This is a genomic window from Pseudomonas sp. NPDC089734 (assembly GCF_044748865.1).
Taxonomy (GTDB): domain Bacteria; phylum Pseudomonadota; class Gammaproteobacteria; order Pseudomonadales; family Pseudomonadaceae; genus Aquipseudomonas.
Genome location: NZ_JBIVGV010000005.1, coordinates 168,735 through 187,683, shown reverse-complemented (window position 1 = coordinate 187,683; position 18,949 = coordinate 168,735). Strand labels below are relative to the sequence as shown.

General features: G+C 55.0%; 15 protein-coding genes and 1 pseudogene. 9 read left to right on the top strand and 7 right to left on the bottom strand.

Annotation, left to right across the window (positions count from 1 at the left end):
- Window positions 1-61: 61 nt before the first annotated feature.
- Entirely contained in the window at window positions 62-691 is a 630-nt protein-coding gene (locus ACIPY9_RS08825) for a DUF3885 domain-containing protein (RefSeq protein ID WP_400699531.1), read from the top strand.
- On the opposite strand, the pseudogene ACIPY9_RS08820 reads toward ACIPY9_RS08825, so the two are convergent.
- Window positions 688-984, bottom strand: a pseudogene (locus tag ACIPY9_RS08820) (IS5/IS1182 family transposase); the annotation flags it as partial. The gene ACIPY9_RS08825 and the pseudogene ACIPY9_RS08820 overlap by 4 nt on opposite strands.
- Before the next feature lie 370 nt (window positions 985-1,354).
- Here ACIPY9_RS08820 and ACIPY9_RS08815 point away from each other — a divergent pair.
- Entirely contained in the window at window positions 1,355-3,169 is a 1,815-nt protein-coding gene (locus ACIPY9_RS08815; protein WP_400699529.1) for an ATP-dependent nuclease, read from the top strand.
- Window positions 3,170-3,895: 726 nt separating this feature from the next.
- Here ACIPY9_RS08815 and ACIPY9_RS08810 read toward each other — a convergent pair.
- Both ACIPY9_RS08810 and ACIPY9_RS08805 read right to left on the bottom strand, forming a co-directional pair.
- The gene (locus tag ACIPY9_RS08810; protein ID WP_400699526.1) at window positions 3,896-6,529 is read right to left on the bottom strand and encodes an NB-ARC domain-containing protein; all 2,634 of its coding nucleotides are present in this window, start codon (window positions 6,527-6,529) and stop codon (window positions 3,896-3,898) included.
- 406 nt (window positions 6,530-6,935) lie between these two features.
- Window positions 6,936-8,045, bottom strand: a complete 1,110-nt coding sequence (locus ACIPY9_RS08805) for a LacI family DNA-binding transcriptional regulator (protein WP_400699523.1) — start codon at window positions 8,043-8,045, stop codon at window positions 6,936-6,938.
- 181 nt (window positions 8,046-8,226) lie between these two features.
- On the opposite strand from ACIPY9_RS08805, the gene ACIPY9_RS08800 reads away from it, so the two are divergent.
- From ACIPY9_RS08800 to ACIPY9_RS08780, 5 genes are all read left to right on the top strand, one after another.
- Window positions 8,227-9,324 carry a fatty acid desaturase family protein gene (locus ACIPY9_RS08800; RefSeq protein ID WP_400699520.1) on the top strand — a complete coding sequence of 366 codons (1,098 nt, stop codon included), beginning with the start codon at window positions 8,227-8,229 and terminating at the stop codon, window positions 9,322-9,324.
- A gap of 38 nt (window positions 9,325-9,362) precedes the next feature.
- Complete coding sequence (locus tag ACIPY9_RS08795; protein WP_400699517.1) at window positions 9,363-9,683, top strand: MocE family 2Fe-2S type ferredoxin; 321 nt, start codon at window positions 9,363-9,365, stop codon at window positions 9,681-9,683.
- 17 nt (window positions 9,684-9,700) lie between these two features.
- Window positions 9,701-10,942, top strand: a complete 1,242-nt coding sequence (locus ACIPY9_RS08790; RefSeq protein ID WP_400699514.1) for an NAD(P)/FAD-dependent oxidoreductase — start codon at window positions 9,701-9,703, stop codon at window positions 10,940-10,942.
- Between the two features lies 1 nt (window position 10,943).
- A complete protein-coding gene (locus ACIPY9_RS08785) occupies window positions 10,944-11,780 on the top strand; it encodes a sugar phosphate isomerase/epimerase family protein (RefSeq protein ID WP_400699511.1) in 837 nt (278 codons plus the stop codon).
- Between the two features lie 191 nt (window positions 11,781-11,971).
- Window positions 11,972-12,307, top strand: a complete 336-nt coding sequence (locus ACIPY9_RS08780) for a hypothetical protein (RefSeq protein ID WP_400699509.1) — start codon at window positions 11,972-11,974, stop codon at window positions 12,305-12,307.
- Window positions 12,308-12,315: 8 nt separating this feature from the next.
- Here ACIPY9_RS08780 and ACIPY9_RS08775 read toward each other — a convergent pair whose 3' ends face one another.
- On the bottom strand, window positions 12,316-13,371 hold the full coding sequence (locus ACIPY9_RS08775; protein WP_400699506.1) for a LacI family DNA-binding transcriptional regulator: 1,056 nt from the start codon (window positions 13,369-13,371) through the stop codon (window positions 12,316-12,318).
- 126 nt (window positions 13,372-13,497) lie between these two features.
- Here ACIPY9_RS08775 and ACIPY9_RS08770 point away from each other — a divergent pair, with 126 nt between their 5' ends.
- A complete protein-coding gene (locus ACIPY9_RS08770) occupies window positions 13,498-14,421 on the top strand; it encodes a sugar phosphate isomerase/epimerase family protein (protein WP_400699503.1) in 924 nt (307 codons plus the stop codon).
- 25 nt (window positions 14,422-14,446) lie between these two features.
- Entirely contained in the window at window positions 14,447-15,616 is a 1,170-nt protein-coding gene (locus tag ACIPY9_RS08765) for a Gfo/Idh/MocA family protein (protein ID WP_400699500.1), read from the top strand.
- A 45-nt stretch (window positions 15,617-15,661) separates the two neighbouring features.
- Here the strand turns inward: ACIPY9_RS08765 and ACIPY9_RS08760 are convergent, their stop codons facing one another.
- The 3 genes from ACIPY9_RS08760 to ACIPY9_RS08750 are packed head-to-tail and all read right to left on the bottom strand — an operon-like array spanning window position 15,662 to window position 18,849.
- A complete protein-coding gene (locus ACIPY9_RS08760) occupies window positions 15,662-16,681 on the bottom strand; it encodes a transketolase family protein (protein WP_400699497.1) in 1,020 nt (339 codons plus the stop codon).
- Window positions 16,678-17,526 (bottom strand): transketolase, encoded by an 849-nt coding sequence (locus tag ACIPY9_RS08755; protein ID WP_400699494.1) that lies wholly within the window; start codon window positions 17,524-17,526, stop codon window positions 16,678-16,680. The genes ACIPY9_RS08760 and ACIPY9_RS08755 overlap by 4 nt, the downstream gene beginning before the upstream one ends.
- Window positions 17,527-17,544: 18 nt before the next feature.
- Window positions 17,545-18,849, bottom strand: coding sequence for an MFS transporter (locus tag ACIPY9_RS08750; RefSeq protein ID WP_400699491.1), 1,305 nt, complete (start codon window positions 18,847-18,849; stop codon window positions 17,545-17,547).
- Window positions 18,850-18,949 lie beyond the last annotated feature (100 nt).

The window sequence follows — 18,949 nt, the reverse complement described above, 5'->3', positions numbered from 1 at the left end:
GGTAATATCCCTGCGCGCAACAAAAGTTATGGAATCGGACTGATAACCACGAAGGGATTAAATGAGTTTGAAGCTTAAAATTGAGAGAATCTTTGAGGGCAAAGCTTTTCTTAGACCTCTTTTCTACTCGTATCCAGGTGGGTTGCGTTTTGCACTGTCTGAAACTGGAGGGGTGATAGACCAGTTCCTTTCAGCATTGCAAAAATCAACGAAGATTTGCAGCGATGTTTTTGCGGGGGAAACGGCGCTTGTCGCTTGCCTGCGCATTCACTCTGGAAGCAATCAATTTGCTCACCGTGCCACGATTCACGCTCTTCGATCTGCTGGCATTGACATACCCAGTGAACGATCAGTCTGGAGCGAGGAAATAGATCCCGCTGAGTGGCACTGCGAAAATACCCCAGAGTATTGGGTCAACGTGGCGTTTGAAGCGCCTATGAACCTGCTCCAGGCATTTCTTTGGTGTGCATTGGCTAAAGACTTCGCAGCGATACAGCCCAAACCCAGATGTAGCATCTATCTGTTTAATTTGAATAAGCGCGTCATGCTTTTCCCATATGACGATAGGGGTATGGATGTGGTTGGCCCCAATACAGATCTGCTCTTAGAGTTATACCGCCATCATCATGCATACCTGCTGGACTATGACCGTCCGGTAATGGATATGACATTCGCAAAGTATGTGATCTAGGCACTGTACGAAAAGTAATGTCGCAAACAGCGTATAGCACAGGCTACCAAGAGCATTGCTGCATAGTTTTTAGCGAGCTTGCCGAATTGCGTGACGATACGACGGCTCTATTTCAGTCAACCAAACATACGTTTGATGATATTGCGTTGCCGACACTTCGATCGATCAAATAAACGAAGCAAGCCTGCCTTCGATTTGCGCTTAATAGATAGCAAAGGGATCACCAGTTGCATCCTATAGCGATCGCAGTAACAGCGTAGGGCTCCGGCATCGCCCCCCTTGTCTGCCGACAGGATTTGCAAGGTTGAACGAATGTTTGGCTATTTAAAAGAAAACCACAGAAACGGCACTAGCTACGACAAGCTAGTCAGGAGCTTTGCAGTTATGGTCATCTTGACCTGTAACCTACGGTGTATGCGGCAGTGCTTTTCGTACAAAAACCAAATTTCACGCAAATTATTCAGTTCATTGAAATATTAGCCTGAGCTTTCCACATCAGACTCTCAGGTTATTGCCAAGCCTTTGAAATCTCATAAATTATCAAGAATTCATATACAAAATACCAGAACTCAGAACAGTCGATAGAAAAATTCTATTTAAGCTTTACTCGTAGAAGTGGCAAAACAATGCAGCACAAAGCCACTACAAACCATGGACGAACGCATGAAAATCAGAAAGCTCACCATAAAAAATTTTCGCGGTATTGGATTTGCTGAAATCGACATTGAGGATTTCACCTCATTTATTGGCCCTAATAATGTGGGAAAGTCTACAATTCTTCATGCCCTTAATATATTACTTGATAATAAAAAACCAACTATTGATGACTGGCCAAATAGAACTCAGTCGGAAGAAACTCTCGAGATTATCTGTGAATTCAAAGAGCTAGAAGATTGGGAGAAGAAAAAACCCGCCATTTCCCAACTGATTCACGAAAACGGCCTGCATGTCCGTCTCTCTGCCCGTTGGAACAAGGAGACTGACGTAATCCAGTCCGAATACAGCGTATATTGTTCGAGTGACGAATTACCTTGGACCAACTATTCACAAGCAGGAAAAATCCCCGAAGCCAAGCAGTGCCTTGATGAACTTGGCATAAAGAACGCTACAGAGTTTAAAGCTAGAGCGGATGAGTTAGAAGCGATGTTCAAGGATCGCCACGGCGATCAAGTTGTAACTAAAACCGAATGGCACGTAAAAAAGTTTCCAAACTCGCTTCAACAAGCTGTTCCGCACGTCATGTATGTACCTGCTTGCTTCAAAATAGAAGATGATATGAAAACCACGGCCAACACGCCGTTCTCCTTCCTTTTCACTAATAAGCTCTTCCCTTTAGTCAAAGACGATGACACCTACAAAGAATATATTACCCGAGCTCAGGATCTTCAAGGCAAGCTGCGAGGTGAGGCTGGAGAAAACTCCGGCATTCCCGAACTCGATACTGTCCTTGGACAAGTCAGCACCACACTGAATCAGGTTCTCGATTTCGACTCCAAGGTTCGCCTAGCAATTGGTGAAATCGATATCGAACCTTTGTTCATGAAAGCAGCAACCTTTCTTATTAACGAAGAGTTTGAGTCCAGTCTTCAATACCAAGGCAGCGGCGTTCAACGAGCGCTTGCCTTTGCAATTTTAGAAAGCAATGCAGGGCACGCAGCGATAGTAGAGGGTGGGGAGCGGTCTGTAGTCGTCCTTTATGAAGAACCCGAGCTCTATATTCATCCGCATCTCATGCGTCGCCTCAAAGGCGCACTGGTGGACAAAACTGCATCTCCCAAATGGCAAGTAATATGCACCACACACTCCCCATTCCTAATCTCATTAGCAGACAAACCTGAGTCCTTAAAGCTGATTAAGAAAAATTCCAAAAATGAGCGTATTATTCACCAGCTCTCCGCCAATATTTTTGAAATCGGAGAGGAGTACGACGAAAAATCTTTACTCCGCGCAACCCTAGACTTCCATCCCTCAGTATGCGAAAGCCTGTTCGCAAAGCGAGTCATTCTAGTCGAAGGCGATACTGAGGTTGCCGTATTTTCGATGGCTGATGAGTTACTACAGTACTTTGAACTAGACTCAGCATTACTCAAGGACACAACTATCATTTCCGCAGGAGGCAAATGGACTATACCTGCGATAGCTAAGGTCCTCAATACACTGGGCATTGAATATAGAGTATTGCACGATGAAGACCGCCATGAACTGTCAGACGAGGAGCTGGAGAAAAAACCAGCCATACATCCCTACAAGGCGAACAAAAAGATCGCAAGTATTGCACATGCGGATAATACCTATATTATTTCGGACACCTTCGAGCATGTACTGTGGGATAGCGAAGCAGAAGAGTTCGCAAGTTCAAAAGACAAACCATATAATTCTTGGAAACGTGTACGCGAATTTCTAGATGGAAAGCAAAATCTCACAAACACTTCTCAAACGCGCCTAAAAGAGATTCTTACCTTTGCTTTTTGTCAATAAGGGAAATCAAATAAACCCTCCTTCCATAAAAGGTCAAAGCGCTTCTACAAAAATTGAGCTTTTTAAAAACAGATAGCAACAGGGTCACACCCTCAGCACAACAGCTCCGATTGAAGCTGCTGTGTTGAGGGCGAATAATTTGGCTGCTAACATGAGCCTCCGGGGCAATATCGTGTCCAAGAGCACTTCTAGCTTCTAAAGCGAAAATGGATCAAGTAAAAGATTGACGCCACGTAGCAAGATACTCATAGCGATGTATTCGATTAAACCGAGATGCTCTACAGCGTAAAATGCCGCCATCATTTTAATATCGACTGTCACCGGCAGAGCTTAAAATATCATGCAATAAGCCCTCAAAATATCTAGAAATTTGGGGCGAGTCAGTTAGAACAAGCACTCTACAATCGCTCTCGCTTGCACCGCATCAACTACTATTAGGTGGTTTTTATAAGCTTGGCGACAAAAAGAATCCTCAGCGTAACCACTCAAATCTTTTACATTAAGACAAAAATACAAAGCTTCATGCTTCGACCTTCCCCTCTTAACACCAAAGAATTATTAGTTACAAGACCTAGACAACTTAACTCCACTATTAAATCTCAAACATTCTTTCAGCTACCATCTTACACAAAACACACCGCCCACTACCACGAGCGGCGTTTCAATCTAAAAAATAAAAATCACACCTACTAATCAGCCAGTTGCAAGTACACTTTTAGTCCACCACTATCTAGGATTAGAAAGTTTATCCACTAGCCCCCCACAGTAATCATTCTCAGGATCTCGCCGGGCACCCTCTGTGGCGATTAACAATGCCTCAGGCTCATCACCCAAATTAAGATAAAGCCAAGCCAAGCGAGAAAGGTCAGTCGCCCCCAAAACATCGAAATCTGCTCTCAATCGTGACGCCACACGCTGAATAGTCTCACGCTTAGCATAGCTGGTAAGGTTTGTACTTTCATTTTGCTTAGTCTTGAGGGCAGTATTGAGTCTATTGGCTGCTTCACTTACATCTGAAACAGTTGAGCCCGGCAGTCTTGCGATTTCGCCATAAGCTAGAATTTCGCCTTCAGTATCACCAGACAACTTAAGAAGTTGAGCTAGATTTCGCCAAGCACTGACCAAACTCGCGCTTAGCGGATAACTTTCAATGAATCTTCTAATGTACTCAGCGCGCAAGTTGTAGCTGACAGGCATAATTTGGGCCACCAGTTTCTCCAGCTGTAACCAAAGAGAAGGAGCCGCAGAAGCCAAGAACTCCAAAACAGGTTTTATACCCTCAAAAAATAATTGCTCACTCTCCAGCTTACGCTGGACCGAATTAACGAACCGTGTTAAAGCCTGCTCAAGCGACTGACCGGTTCCGCTCGCTTGAGTAGCGCCAAACAATCTAAGAGTCTCTACAGATCGTTCAACCAATGCGCGATGTGAGTTTGTCGCTAATTTCTTCCTTCCAAACGTAGAGGCTGCAAGTGGAACGTTCAGATATGTAAGGCCATCACTTCCTGTCGATATCGCCTCGATCAAGGACAAACGAAGCAAATCTTCTATCGCAGCAGAAGCATCGACTCGTTCCGGTGCATGTAGCAATAAAGTTGCTTCGACAGCAATTTCTGGTACTGCCGACTTCCAAGAGCACAGCATTAAGAATATCAGTTGCCCAACAGGTGACAATCTTGAAAAGGTTCGCTCAAAGAGTGCGACAAGTAGTCGATCTTCATCCGCAATCACTCGTTCTGGGCTAACATAGGCATTCTGGGATGCGACCTCTCCGAGCAGTATCCTAAGCACATATGGGTGTCCACTCGACTCCCGAACTAATTCCTCTATATTTTCGCTGGTTAGGATATTAGAAATATCGAATCGCTTGCATGTCTTATCAATTAACTCTTTAGCTTCGCTTTCCGTCATCCCAGCAACTAAAATAGATTTGTCACCCGTAAACTGCCTAGTCCTAGTTGTAATAAGAACCTTATTTGGTGAGCGAACATAACTATCAATCCACTCAAACAGCTCATCCTGAGCACTCACAGTCTCAAAGTTATCGAACACAAACAAATACGACCCAACGCTTGACGCACCCAACTCTTTAGAAAAATAATCTTCAGCCCTGAATCCTTTTACAGTTCTTTCTGCGGGAGACACCAGTGACACGAACGTTTTGGAGAAGTCCTTTAACGTCAAACCTTGAGGCTTTACAGTTTTGGGGCCAGAGGTAAGCAAATCTATGTCACGCGCGCTAAACCATATGATATTTTGAAATCGCTCCGAACCACTTAGCGCAATTTTGTTACAAATTTCTAACGCCAGTGAGGTTTTACCGACTCCGCCAGGCCCTGCCAGAGTGATAATTTCGTGCCGTCCATGAAGCAGCGCTTCATGCAGTTTATCCTCAAGCGAAACCCGAGAAACATATTCATTATTCGCGGGAGGGATATTCGTAAAAGAAGCCCCAACAACCCTTAGTTCTCCTAAACCATCAGTCTCACTACTAGGAAGTGGAGTAGTAGGCGCATTATAGCCGGACGCGTCATACTCCTTAAGATTTCCTGTGATAAGAGATATTAACTCGCATCGCCCGTTACTATAACTTCCGTTAGGCAAATAAAAATCTGAAAGATCAGCGTCAGTCAGAAACAGCTTGGTATGAAATATCTCACCTCCCACAGCGAAATAGATACCATCAGCAAAGTAGTGTTCCGAACTTGATCGCAGAACGGTATAGGTTTCAGCGTGAGAATCCCCCCCCATGGGCACTACTCTATACTTCCCCGAAAGATTTCTGCGAATGTACGCCCAAGACAAATGAAATAGTCCAAATTCTGCTGTTAGCACCTCTAAAGATTCACGCAGATGCGGATAGGTATCAGTTATTCTTTCAACGCGTTGGGCACCATGCCCCCTAGTTTTATTTCTTAGGTAGGCAAAGTTTAAGAACCAAGAGCGAAGAGACGTCGCAGGGGCTGCATTGCTTTCCTCAATACCAAGCTCTTTTAATGCTTGGCTCATAGATATCAGCGCACGCTGCTGCCACGAATCTGCCGTTGACTTAGCGGTAATTTCTTTCTGCAATCCCCGTAAAGCAGGACTCAAGACTTCATAAGTGGGCCCGGTCAGTATCTCATCCAAAACCGCCGCATGCTCTCCTACTCCCGAGCCACGAATCAATCGGTACTCAGCAGAATAGGCACTCCTATCAGAATCATCCTCTATCCCTGCTGCAAACGCCGCCGCTGTAACCTTTACAACAAGCTCCCCTAAATATAGGAGCGAATTAAATGCAGCTGTTTCGGAATCGTAGAGATCCAGTTCTACACGTGCCCACGCACGTTTAAGCGGTATGAAATCATTGTCCGTCATAGCTCGAACTTCCTTTCCGCAGCCCACCACCATGCAGGCATTCTGATAGCAATTGTGTCGTTTGCTTGAAGACGAGGCAAGGTCAAGCTGTAGAAATGGAACAGATATCGACAATTGGCTACATCTGACGGACAGCATACTCAGCTAGATATCAGCCAATTCTGATACATGACTGCAATAGGAACCTATCAGGGCTATTTAGCGACTCTGAGGTGACATGGAATTATACCAATGGACCAGGCCCTGCAAAAACTACGCCCTTTCAAAAGAAAAAATGACTCTGTACCTGTCAAATGTTGCAGAGACCTATATTAGCATCGAAAATCTCCTTTCTAGAGCTCTAGAACGCGGATTATAGACGGTCCTTCATAAAATCAAGCTAGAGCATTGATTTTATAGAAAAAACTCAGAAGTTACCTCTAGTAAATTTAACGCAGACAGAGTCAAAAACATCGTCCATACCTCCACCCTCCCCAACATTCTCACTCGTCACTATCTGCAAAGGCACATAAACACAATGCCGCTGCGGATCAAAAACCGGTGCCGCCTGCAATTCAACCAGCAACCGAATCAGTGACGTGCCAATCAAAAAGGGCTGCGAATCAATCACCAGACTGATCACCCCCTGCTCAAGCGCCTGATGAGACAGCGGTGTGGATTCCAACACGATGCTACAGATCTCCGGCCGTTCGGGCAGTTGGGCCAGGGCCTTGATGATTCCGTCGCCTCCTCCGCCTGCCACGCACAGGCCGCGCAGGTCATTGTGGCGGGCCAGGAGGTCCAGGGTGGCTTCTTCGGTAATGTCGCTGTTGTCCATGTTCACCAGCGGCTCCAGCATGCGCAGTTGCGGGGCGTGTTGGGTCAGGTAGCTGCGCAGGCCGTCGACCCGGGCCTGATGGCCGACAAAGCGGTGCCCGCCCATCAGCACGCCGATGCTGCCTTCACGGGCCGGGCCGAAGTGCGCCAGCAACCAGCCCATGGTGCGTCCGACTTCATGGTTGTTCAGCCCTACATAAGGCCCTTTCGGTGTTTCGTGGAAGTCCGAGAGCAAGGCCACCACCGGCACTCCGGCGGCGCGGATCTGTTCGATGGTCTGGTTGATCAGGGTATGGGCGAAGCTGACCACGCCCAGGCCGTCGTATTTGACGGCCAGTTGTTCGATCTGCCCGGCGATGACGGCCGGTGTGCGGTCGGTGATGTACTCGAAATGGCAGCTCAGGTTCGCGTCGGGCCAGGCCCGCGCCGCTTCGTTGATGGCTTCGGCCAGGTTGGCGTAGAAGGCCTGGGCGGTCCCCAGCAGCAGGATGCCGAAACGATAGTGCGGACGACGCGCCTGGATACGCTGGCCAATGAGGCGGGCCGCGAAGTAGCCGACGGCTTCGGCGGCCTGGAGCACTTGTTCGGCAGTCTGTGGATTGACCGGTGCTCTGGCGTTCAGTACCCGGTCCACGGTCGCGACACTCAATCCGGCGCGCTCGGCCACCGTGGCGATGGTTGGGCGTTTCTTGTTATTCATTATGGATCCCTTGATAGAAAACTATCATGCCGCTTCGGGACTGGATGATAGCTTGATAGAGAATGGATTCAAGGGATTGAGCCACTTATTGCAACTGCCTACTCTTTTCTCCAGCGATTCAATCAAACAAGGATCGCAGCAAGTTCCAATAATAAGCAGGCTTGCGCAGGAGAATAATAAAATGCCTGAACACCATTCAGCCTTTAAAGATGATATTCAATACAGCCGTCGGGATTATCGACTGACCGGTCCTGAAGCAGCGCGTGCAGCGGAAAAAGGTCTGGTCTCGGCCACCTGGTATCAATGCCCTGTCCCGCGCAAGCGCATGAAGGAGTTGATGCAACGCCGCGATGGCCCGGCCCTGCGGGATACCGCGCTGTGGTTTCTCACGCTGGGCCTCTCGGGGTTCGGGGGTTACTGGTTCTGGGGCACCTGGGCCTGTGTGCCGTTTTTCCTGGTCTATGGCGTGCTGTACGGCACCGCCTCCAATGCCCGCTGGCACGAAACCGGCCATGGCACGGCCTTCAAGACCCGCTGGATGAACGATGTCGTCTATCACATCGCCAGTTTCATGACCCTGTTCGAGCCCCATGTCTGGCGCTGGAGCCATGCCCGGCATCACACCGACACCATCATCGTTGGCCGGGACCCGGAGATCGTCGAGCCGCGCCCGCCCAGCCTGTTGAAGATGCTCCTGAACCTCAGCACTCTGCCTCGTGCGCTGGATACCTTCCGTGGCGTGCTGCGCCATGCCCAGGGCCGTGCCAGTGATGAGGAGCGGGATTTCATCCCCGAATCCGAGCTGCCCAAAGTCTTCCTGGCCGCCCGTATCTGGCTGGCAATCTATGCCCTGACCCTCATGAGCGCGCTTTATCTGCACAGTTGGCTGCCGTTGATGTTTATCGGTCTGCCTTCACTGTATGGCGGCTGGCTGTCCTATCTTCTGGGCGTTACGCAACATGTCGGCCTGGCCGAAGATACGCTGGATCATCGAACCAACTGCCGCACCATTTATATGAATCCGGTATTACGCTTTATATATCTGAACATGAACTATCACCTGGAACATCATATGTTTCCCATGGTGCCTTATCATGCCCTTCCACAACTTCACGCTGAAATAATCGACGATTGCCCGCCGCCCTATCGCAATCTGTTCGAGGCCTTCAGGGAAATCGTTCCGACAATCTGGAAACAGCGCAAGGACCCGACTTACTTCGTCCGGCGCCCTCTTCGCTCAACGCCACAGGCCACCGAACAGGTGCTGGCCGAATCCTGAGTGGCTTTTACATCCCCACAACAACAAGAGAGATCGCCATGACCGAGCACTGGATCGACGTATGCGCTGTGGACGAAATCGACGAAGAAGATGTGATTCGTTTCGACCATGCCCAGCGCACCTATGCCGTTTACCGTTCCGCCGACAGTGAGTTCTACGCCACCGATGGCCTGTGTTCCCACGAAGCCATTCACCTGGCCGACGGGCTGGTAATGGACCATGTGATCGAGTGCCCCAAGCACAACGGACGCTTCGATTACCGCTCCGGCAAGGCCCTGGGCGCACCGGTCTGCGTCAATCTCAAGACCTATCAGGTCCGGGTCGAGGCAGGCCGTGTCCTGCTCGGTATCACGGCATGAACACGGGAGATTCCGCGATGCCTGACCACGCTGCGCCAATGATCATCCTCGGCGCCGGGCATGCCGGTGGCCGTGCGGCCCTCACCTTGCGGGATGAAGGGTATGACGGGCCGCTGATCCTGATCGGCGATGAACCCCACCTGCCCTATGAGCGCCCGCCGCTGTCCAAGGCATTGCTCAAGGGCACAATGGACCTGTCGGGTTGCAGCCTGTTCGACCCGGCCCGGCTGGCAGACCTGAACATTCAGCACCTGGCGGGCAACCCGGTGACGGCCCTGGACCCGGCCCGCCATCGCCTGCAACTGGCCGATGGCCAATGGCTGGACTACGCCCGCCTGCTGATCGCAACCGGTGGCCGGGCACGTCGTCTGCCGATTGCCCCGGAACAGGCCGGGAACGTGCTGTACCTGCGCACCCATGACGAAGCCGTCGCCTTGCGCACGGCATTACAGCCCGGCACACGGTTGCTGGTGATCGGCGGAGGCTTCATCGGCCTAGAGGTTGCGGCCACGGCCCGTGCTCTGGGCTGTCAGGTGACCTTGCTGGAAGCCGGACCGCGCCTGGCCGGTCGCGTGTTGCCGGAGCGAGTGTCCGCCGCCCTGCTGGAGTTGCACGCCCGCAACGGCGTGGACGTGCGCCTGAACGTGGCCATCGAGGCCCTGCAAGGCACGGATCACGTCGAAAGCGTGCAACTGGTCAATGGCGAACAACTGGCCTGTGATCGGGTGGTGGTCGGGATCGGCATGCAGCCCAATATCGAACTGGCCAGGGCAGCCGGGATCGACGTCGGCCAGGGCATTCGGGTCGATGAGCAGTTGCGGACCAGCGCGGCGGATATCTTTGCCGCCGGGGACGTCTGCGAGTTTCGCCTGCACCCGGACGGCGAGTTTCAACGTCAGGAAACCTGGCGCAATGCCGAAGCCCAGGGGCGTCATGCGGCCTTGAACATGCTGGGCCGCAAACTGGCCTTCAATGACACGCCCGGTTTCTGGTCCGATCAATACGACTGGGGGCTGCAAACCATAGGGCAGATCGCCCCGACCGAACCCGATGCCACGCGCGCCCTTTCAACGGGTGGCTTCGTGCTGTTTTACCTCGATCACCAACAACGCCTGACGGGTGCCTGCGGCTGGGGACCGGGCAACAGCATCGCCAAGGACATCAAGCTCTGCGAGCGACTGATCAACAGTCATATCGCTCTGGATGCCCGGCAACTGGCCCATCCCGAAACACCGCTGAAACAACTGTTGAGGAGCTGACATGCGCGAATTCCTGATCTTTCAGTCCTTGTGGGCCATGCTCGATCATCGCGGCCAGTGCGACCTGCCACTGGAAGCACAACTGGACAAGATTGCGGCAGCAGGTTTCGACGGTTTCACCGACCACTTCTGGGTGCCCGAGCATGTCGGGCGCTTGTCTTCTGCCGCCAAAGCCCGGGGTTTGCAGATCGAGGGCCAGCTCTTTCCCCGCAGCGTGGACGATCTGGCCAGAGCCATAGACGTGATTTCCAATCACGGCTGCCATCACCTCACCCTGCAAGCCGATGTACGCCCCCGTACCTTGCGCCAGGCCATCGAACTGATCGAGGGCTGGCAGCGGCTGGCCGAACAGGCCGACTTCCCGATCCTGCTGGAAACCCATCGCTATCGCATCACCAGCGACCTGCTGTTCACCCTGGATATCCTGGCCGAAATGCCGGACCTAAAACTGCTGGCCGACCTCTCCCATTACGTCGTGGGCCGGGAACTGCCTCTGCCAGCAGACAAGGAAGACCAAGAGCACTTGCAGACCATTCTGCGCCACAGCTGGGGCTTCCATGGCCGGGTCGCCAGCAGTGAACAGGTGCAGATCCCCATCAGCTTTGCCCAGCATCAACCCTGGCTGGACTACTTCCTTGAACTCTGGCGCTACGGCATACAAGACTGGCTGAAACGCCCCATCGGGGAAAACGCCAGCCTGTCCTTCACCTGCGAACTCGGCCCGCCGCCCTATGCGATCACAGGTGCCGACGGGCGGGATATCACCGATCGCTGGGCGGAGGCGTTGTTGCTCAAGCAATTGATCGGTGAGGTCTGGCAGGCGTGTCAACCGAGGTAAAGCAGTGCCACCTGAAATACCAGCCCCGGATCGATTCCGGGGCTTTTTGCGGCAGAGCGACGAACGGTGATCCCAATCACCGTTCAAGCCGACGAAAGGCATGGCCAGCCGCTATCAGAAATCACGGCACAAGAGTAGATTTTGGATCCAATGAAACCCAATAAGCGCTGTATTCATCCGCAGGAGCACCGATGAAATTTCATGCTTGTTTGTTGGCTCTACTGATCCCCGCCCTTTCGGCCCACGCCACCGAAAAAACCATCTCGGTTCCTCATGACACCGGCGGCTCGCATGCCGTGGTGCAAAAGAGTGGAAACAATACGCAGCGCGTCATCGTGACCAAACGCGAAGGCCTGCTGGGTGTGATGTATTCAAAGCGTGTCTATAACTGCGAAAGCCGTACGGTGAACCTGCTGGGCACCGGGGCAACGCTGGAAATCATGGAGCAGTCGCACCCTGTCAGCAAAATGGGGCCGGTCATCCGTGACTCCACCGCCGAATACATCCAGGCGGAAGCCTGCAGCTGATTGTTCGCTCAGATGCTTTCCGGCACGTCTATCTGAATGGACAGCGTGTGCCTGACAGACATGTCGGAAGGTGCGATGACCGCCTCGATCATGGCACCGATCGCGGCTTGAGCCAGGGCTGTGACAGGGTGTGACAGCACCACTTGCACCACGCCATCGCACAGGGCCGACCGGGTAACGGGTGTCAGGTCATGGCACACCACCGCAGGCCGTCTTGCATGGCGGGCCTTGAGTTCGCTTAGCGCCTTGATCACACCTTCGATCCCTCCTCCCGCCACATAAAGCCCCGCCAGATCGGGCTCGCTGCTCAACAGGTCCAGTGTGCTGGCATAGGCAAAGCTCTCGTCTTCAAGGGTGAGCCGTGTGGCGAGCAGTTCCCGGTCCTGAGCCTGAGCGGCCAGAAACGAGCGGAAACTCATTTCGCACAGTTCCTGGCACTGGAAACGCTGTGTGCCGACCATGACCGCCAGCGGCCCGGTGCCGGAGGCCAGATGGCTCATGAACCAGCCAGCCGTGCGCCCCATCTGTCGGTTGTCAACGCCGACATACCCCGCACCCGTCGTTGCGCTCAGTTCCGACACCAGAGCAAATACCGCCATATCGTCCGCTCGTGCCTGCACGATGGCTTCACGCACGGCCACATGGTCCGTGGCGATGACGCCCAGCGCATCCACCTCGCCCCGCAACGCCAGAATACGTTCCGCGATAACGGTCGGGTCCTGGGCATCGATGTAATCGATCATCACCCGCACCTGAGCCCGCACGCTTGCGGCAGCCGCATCCCCCAGCGCCTTGGCCAGCCCCTGATAGAAAGCCATGCCGCGCTTCTGCAACAGAAAACCGACCCGCACGGTCGGCCGGTTCTGCAACAGGCGCTGCTCGATCACATTGCGGCCATAAAACCCCAGGCTGGCTGCGGCCTCGGCAATCCGCTGCGCCGTGTCGGCACGGACATTGGCGCGCAGGCTCATGACCCGATCGACCGTGGAAAGGCTCACGCCCGCAGCACGCGCCACATCTTCCATGGTCACTCTGCGTCCCGGCGGGATGACTGGATCTGACATGAAATGAAAGCCTTTTGCGAGTTTTTGACAGGTTATGAAAGGTAGTGAGCAAGGACTATAGCAGCGGCATCGGGGCTGACCGTAGGATTTCTCTCAGGCAATCACAACAATAATCAGGAGCCCTGCATGACCCTCCATATCTCCACCGCCCCCTGCTGCTGGGGCGTAGACGATCCGGACAACCCTCATCTGCCGCCCTGGCGTCTGGTGCTCAGTGAAGCCGCCGAGGCCGGCTATCGCGGCATCGAGCTGGGGCCTTACGGTTATCTGCCGCTGGACGCCGAAGTCGTGGGTCAGGCACTGGCCGAACACCGCCTGCATGTGGTGGCAGGGACGATCTTCGACAATCTGGTGGACCCCGCCAACCTGCCTGGTCTGCTGACCCAGACTCACAATATCTGCGCCCTGCTCAAGCAACTGCCCGACATTCCCAGAGAACCGGGACAGCGCTTTGCCATGCCGTGTCTGGTGGTCATCGACTGGGGGCATGAAGCGCGGGACTACGCGGCGGGCCACAGTGACCGCGCAGAACGGCTGTCACCGGCCAGATGGCAGGTCATGATGAGCCACATCCGCCGCATTGCCGAACTGTCCTGGCACGAATACGGCGTCCGCACAGTGATTCATCCCCATGCCGGCGGCCATATCGAGTTTGCCGATGAGCTGGCGCAACTGGTGCAGGACATCCCCGATGACATCGCAGGATTGTGCCTGGATACCGGCCATCTCTATTACGCCGGCATGGACCCCGCCGACACCCTGCGCCAATACGCCCATCGGCTGGACTACATCCACTTCAAGGACATCGACCGCTCGGTGTTCGATCAGGTGATGAACGAACGCATCCGCTTCTTCGATGCCTGTGCCAGGGGCGTGATGTGTCCGATTGGCCAGGGGATCATCGATTACCGAGAGCTGCGCGAGTTGATCGGTGAGCTGGACTATCAGGGCTATATCACCGTCGAACAGGAACGCGACCCACGCAACTCGGCCAGTGTCCTGCAGGACGTGACCGCCAGCCGGACTTATCTGACCCAGGCCGGTTTCTGAACCCGCCACCTCGGGAGCACCTCACATGATCAACGGCAGCAAACGTATTTCCGCCCCCATTCGCTGGGCCATGGTTGGCGGTGGACGGGACAGTCAGATCGGCTATATCCATCGCTCCGCCGCCCTGCGCGATCAGTCCTTCGTACTGGTTGCCGGGGCCTTCGATATCGACCCGCAACGGGGTCGGGACTTCGGCGTTCAGCTGGGCGTCGCCCCCGAACGTTGTTACGCCGACTATCGCAGCCTGTTCGAGGCAGAAGCCCGGCGACCGGACGGTATTCAGGCGGTGTCGGTGGCCACGCCCAACGGCACGCATTTCGCGATTACCAAAGCGGCTCTTGAAGCAGGCCTGCATGTGGTCTGCGAAAAGCCCTTGTGCTTTACCGTGCAGGAAGCCGAAACCCTGCGCGAACTCGCTCTCGCACGCCACAAGGTGGTCGGCGTGACCTACGGCTATGCCGGGCATCAGTTGATCGAGCAGGCCCGGGAAATGATTGCCCGGGGCGAGCTGGGTGAGATTCGCATGGTGCATATGCAGTTCGCCCACGGCTTTCATAGCCAAGCCGTCGAAAACCAGAACGCCGCCACCCAATGGCGGGTCGATCCACGCCTGGCAGGCCCCAGTTATGTGCTGGGCGATGTGGGGACTCATCCGTTGTACCTGTCCGAAGTCATGCTGCCCGACCTGAAGATCAAGCGCCTGATGTGCGTGCGGCAAAGCTTCGTCAAAAGCCGTGCCCCGCTGGAGGATAACGCCTACACCCTCATGGAATACGAAGGCGGCGCAATGGGTCATGTGTGGTCCAGCGCGGTCAACGCGGGTTCCATGCATGGTCAGAAGATCCGGGTCATTGGCTCACGGGCCAGCCTGGAATGGTGGGACGAGCGCCCTAACCAGTTGTCCTTCGAGGTGCAGGGCAAACCGGCACAGATTCTGGAGCGCGGCATGGGTTACCTGCACGCCAGTGCCTTGCTGGACGACCGTATCGGCGCGGGGCATCCGGAAGGTCTTTTCGAGGCCTGGTCCAACCTCTATTACCGCTTCGCCATGGCCATGGAGGCGACGGATCGCAATGACGCCGAGCGACTGGCCAGCCTTCGCTACCCGGACATTGATGCCGGTGTGGAAGGCGTGCGCTGGGTCGAGCGCTGCGTGCAGTCGGCGGATGACGGGGGTGTCTGGGTCGATTATTGAGCGATATATCAGGGGACGTCCGTTACAGACGCCCCCTGAATGTCATCAAAGCCAGGCTTTGATCTGCTGGCTGACGGCCTGGGTGGAAATCCCATAGCGATCATGCAGCGTCGGCAAGGCACCGGCGTCCAGGAAGGCATCCGGCAAGGCAATCTGCCTGAAGGTTGGCGTTACGCCATTGCGCAGCAGGACACCCGCCACCGCTTCGCCCAAACCGCCGATGATCGAGTGGTTCTCCGCCGTCACCACCAGACGCCCCGGCTTACGGGCTTCGGCCAGAATCGTCTGCTCGTCCAGCGGCTTGATCGTCGGCACATGCAGCACCGCCACGTCCACGCCATCGGCCTGAAGCTGTTTGGCAGCCTCCAGCGCACGCATGGTCATCAGGCCCGTGGAGATGATCAGCACGTCATTGCCAGTCCGCAGGGTTTTCGCCTTGCCCAGCTCGAAGGTGTAGCCATACTCGTCCAGCACCAGAGGTACGTTGCCACGCAGCAGACGCATGTAGACAGGGCCTTGATGAGCCGCAATGGCAGGCACCGCCTGCTCGATTTCCAGCGCATCGCAAGGGTCGACAATCGTCAGATTCGGCATGGCGCGGAAGATCGCCAGGTCATCCGTGGCCTGGTGGCTCGGGCCATAGCCGGTGGTCAGGCCCGGCAAGCCGCAGACGATCTTGACGTTCAGGTTCTCTTCGGCAATGGCCATGCAAATGAAGTCATAGGCCCGCCGAGAGGCGAACACCGCATAGGTGGTGGCGAACGGAACAAAGCCTTCACGCGCCATGCCCGCAGCAGCACTCATCAGCAACTGCTCGGCCATGCCCATCTGATAGAAGCGATCAGGATGAGCCTTGGCGAAGACATGCAGGTCGGTGTACTTCGACAGGTCGGCAGACAGCCCGACGATGTCCGCACGCTGCTCGGCCAGCGCGGCCAAGGCGTGGCCGAACGGTGCCGGGCGGGTGGCCTGCCCTTCGGCAGCAATCGAGGCGATCATGGCCGAGGTGGTGAGGCGTTTTTTCGGCGCGTCAGTGCCGGGTGCCGTGTTTTTCAAAGTGCTCATGCGTTTCTCCCGGTTTCAAGCCCTGCCAGTGCAATATCCCATTCGTGCTCGTCGACCCGAATGAAGTGGGTCTTCTCGCGGGTCTCCAGAAAAGACACGCCCTTGCCCATGCGGGTATCACAGATGATGACTCGCGGCTGTGCGCCGGTATGGTTGCGTGCCGCATCGAAGGCCGCGACCAGTGCGTTCAGGTCATTGCCATCGACCCGCTGGACGAACCAGCCGAATGCCTGCCAGCGATCGACGATGGGCTCGAAGGCCAGGACTTCGCTGGAGTGGCCATCGGCCTGCTGGTTGTTCACATCGACAATCGCGATGAGGTTATCGAGCTTCCAGTGCGAGGCCGACATCACGGCCTCCCAGGTGGAACCTTCATTCAACTCGCCGTCCGACAGCAGGTTGTAGACGAAGGATGGCGACGCCTTGCGCTTTAGGCCCAGGCAGGCCCCGACTGCGATGCCCAGCCCGTGGCCGAGCGAACCACCGGTAATTTCCATCCCCGGCGTGTAGGCAGCCATCCCTGACATGGGCAGGCGGCTGTCATCCGCGCCGTAGGTTTCCAGCTCATCGGCCGGAATGACCCCGGCCTCGATCAGGGCGGCGTACAGTGCAATCGCATAGTGGCCGATGGACAGGTAGAAACGGTCCCGGCCCTCCCATTCAGGGTCTTGCGGCCGATGATTCAAGGCATGGAAATAGGACACGGCCAGCAGGTCGGCAGCCCCCAGGGCCTGGCCGACATAGCCCTGCCCCTGAACCTGCCCCATGCGCAGTGCATTACGGCGAATATTGTGGGCATGTTGCGCCAGACCCGTGACGCGGATTTGCAAATCGGTAACGGTCATCAGAACGAACTCCTTGACTTAACGGTTGACCAGAGCAGCGGGGACACGCAGGACCAGGAAGGCACCAAAGACCAACACGCCTGTAATCAGGTACATGCCGATGGCACTGGAGCCTGTCGTGGTGGTGATCCAGCCGATCAGATAGGGCGAACAGAAACCCGCCAGGTTGGCGAAACTGTTGACCGCCGCGATGCCCGCGGCCGCCGAGACGCCTCCCAGCAAGGTGGTGGGCAGCATCCAGAACAGCGATGACGCGGACAGGACACCGGCAGCCGCCAGGCACAGGCTCATGATCGACAGCACCAGGTTGCCCCCCAGGACCGCCGCCAGACTCAAGCCCGCGGCCCCCGCAATCATGGGAATCACCAGGTGCCAGCGCCGTTCGCGGTGTTTGTCGCCGCTACGCCCCATCAACAGCATCGCAGCGATGGCGCAGATATACGGCAGGCAGCTCAACAGGCCGATGTGCAACGGATCGGCTACCCCGGCATTGCGCACCAGCGTGGGCAACCAGAACGTGATGGCGTACTGGCCCATGACCACGCAGAAGTAGATGCCGGCCAGCAGCCACAGACGTCGGTCGCGAATGAAGGCGGCGGGAGATTCATGGGTGATCTTCTGGCTGTTGTCTTCCTCCAGCTCGCGCATCACCAGGGCCTTTTCATCGTCATCCAGCCATGTGGCCTGATGCACGCCGTCCTTGAGATAGCCCAGCACCATCAGCCCGACTACCACCGTGGGAATGGCCTCGATGACGAACATCCATTGCCAGCCGGCCCAACCGTGATAACCGGCAAAACTGTTCATGATCCAGCCGGACAGCGGGCCACCAATCATGCCCGACAGCGGAATCGCGACGAACCACAGTACGGTCATGCGCGCACGGCGATAGGACGGGAACCAGTAGGTCAGGTACAGCAGCAGTCCGGGCGCCAGCCCTGCCTCGGCAACCCCCAGCAGAAAGCGCAGCACATAGAACTGCCAGGCGGTTTCCACGAAGGCAAAAAGCGCCGAGATGATACCCCAGGTGATCATGATCCGGGCTATCCAGATACGGGCTCCAACCCGGTGCAGGATGATGTTGCTGGGCACCTCACACAGGAAATAACCGATGAAGAACATGCCGGCGCCCAGCCCGTACACCGCTTCGCTGAGGGCCAGATCATTCATCATCTGCAACTTGGCAAAGCCGACGTTGACGCGGTCCAGATAGGCGCACAGGTAACACAGCATCAGGAACGGCATCAGCCGCCAGGCGGTCTTGCGATAGGCGTTGGAGCGAACGGTGGTCGCCGCGTCCGCAGACAAGGTGGTCGTTATCATGATGGTCTGATCTCTTGTTGTTATTGACCGTCAGGTTTAATAACCCGACGGTATCATCGATACAGAACAGTGCGGGCCAGACGAGCCCGCTTCGTTTGAC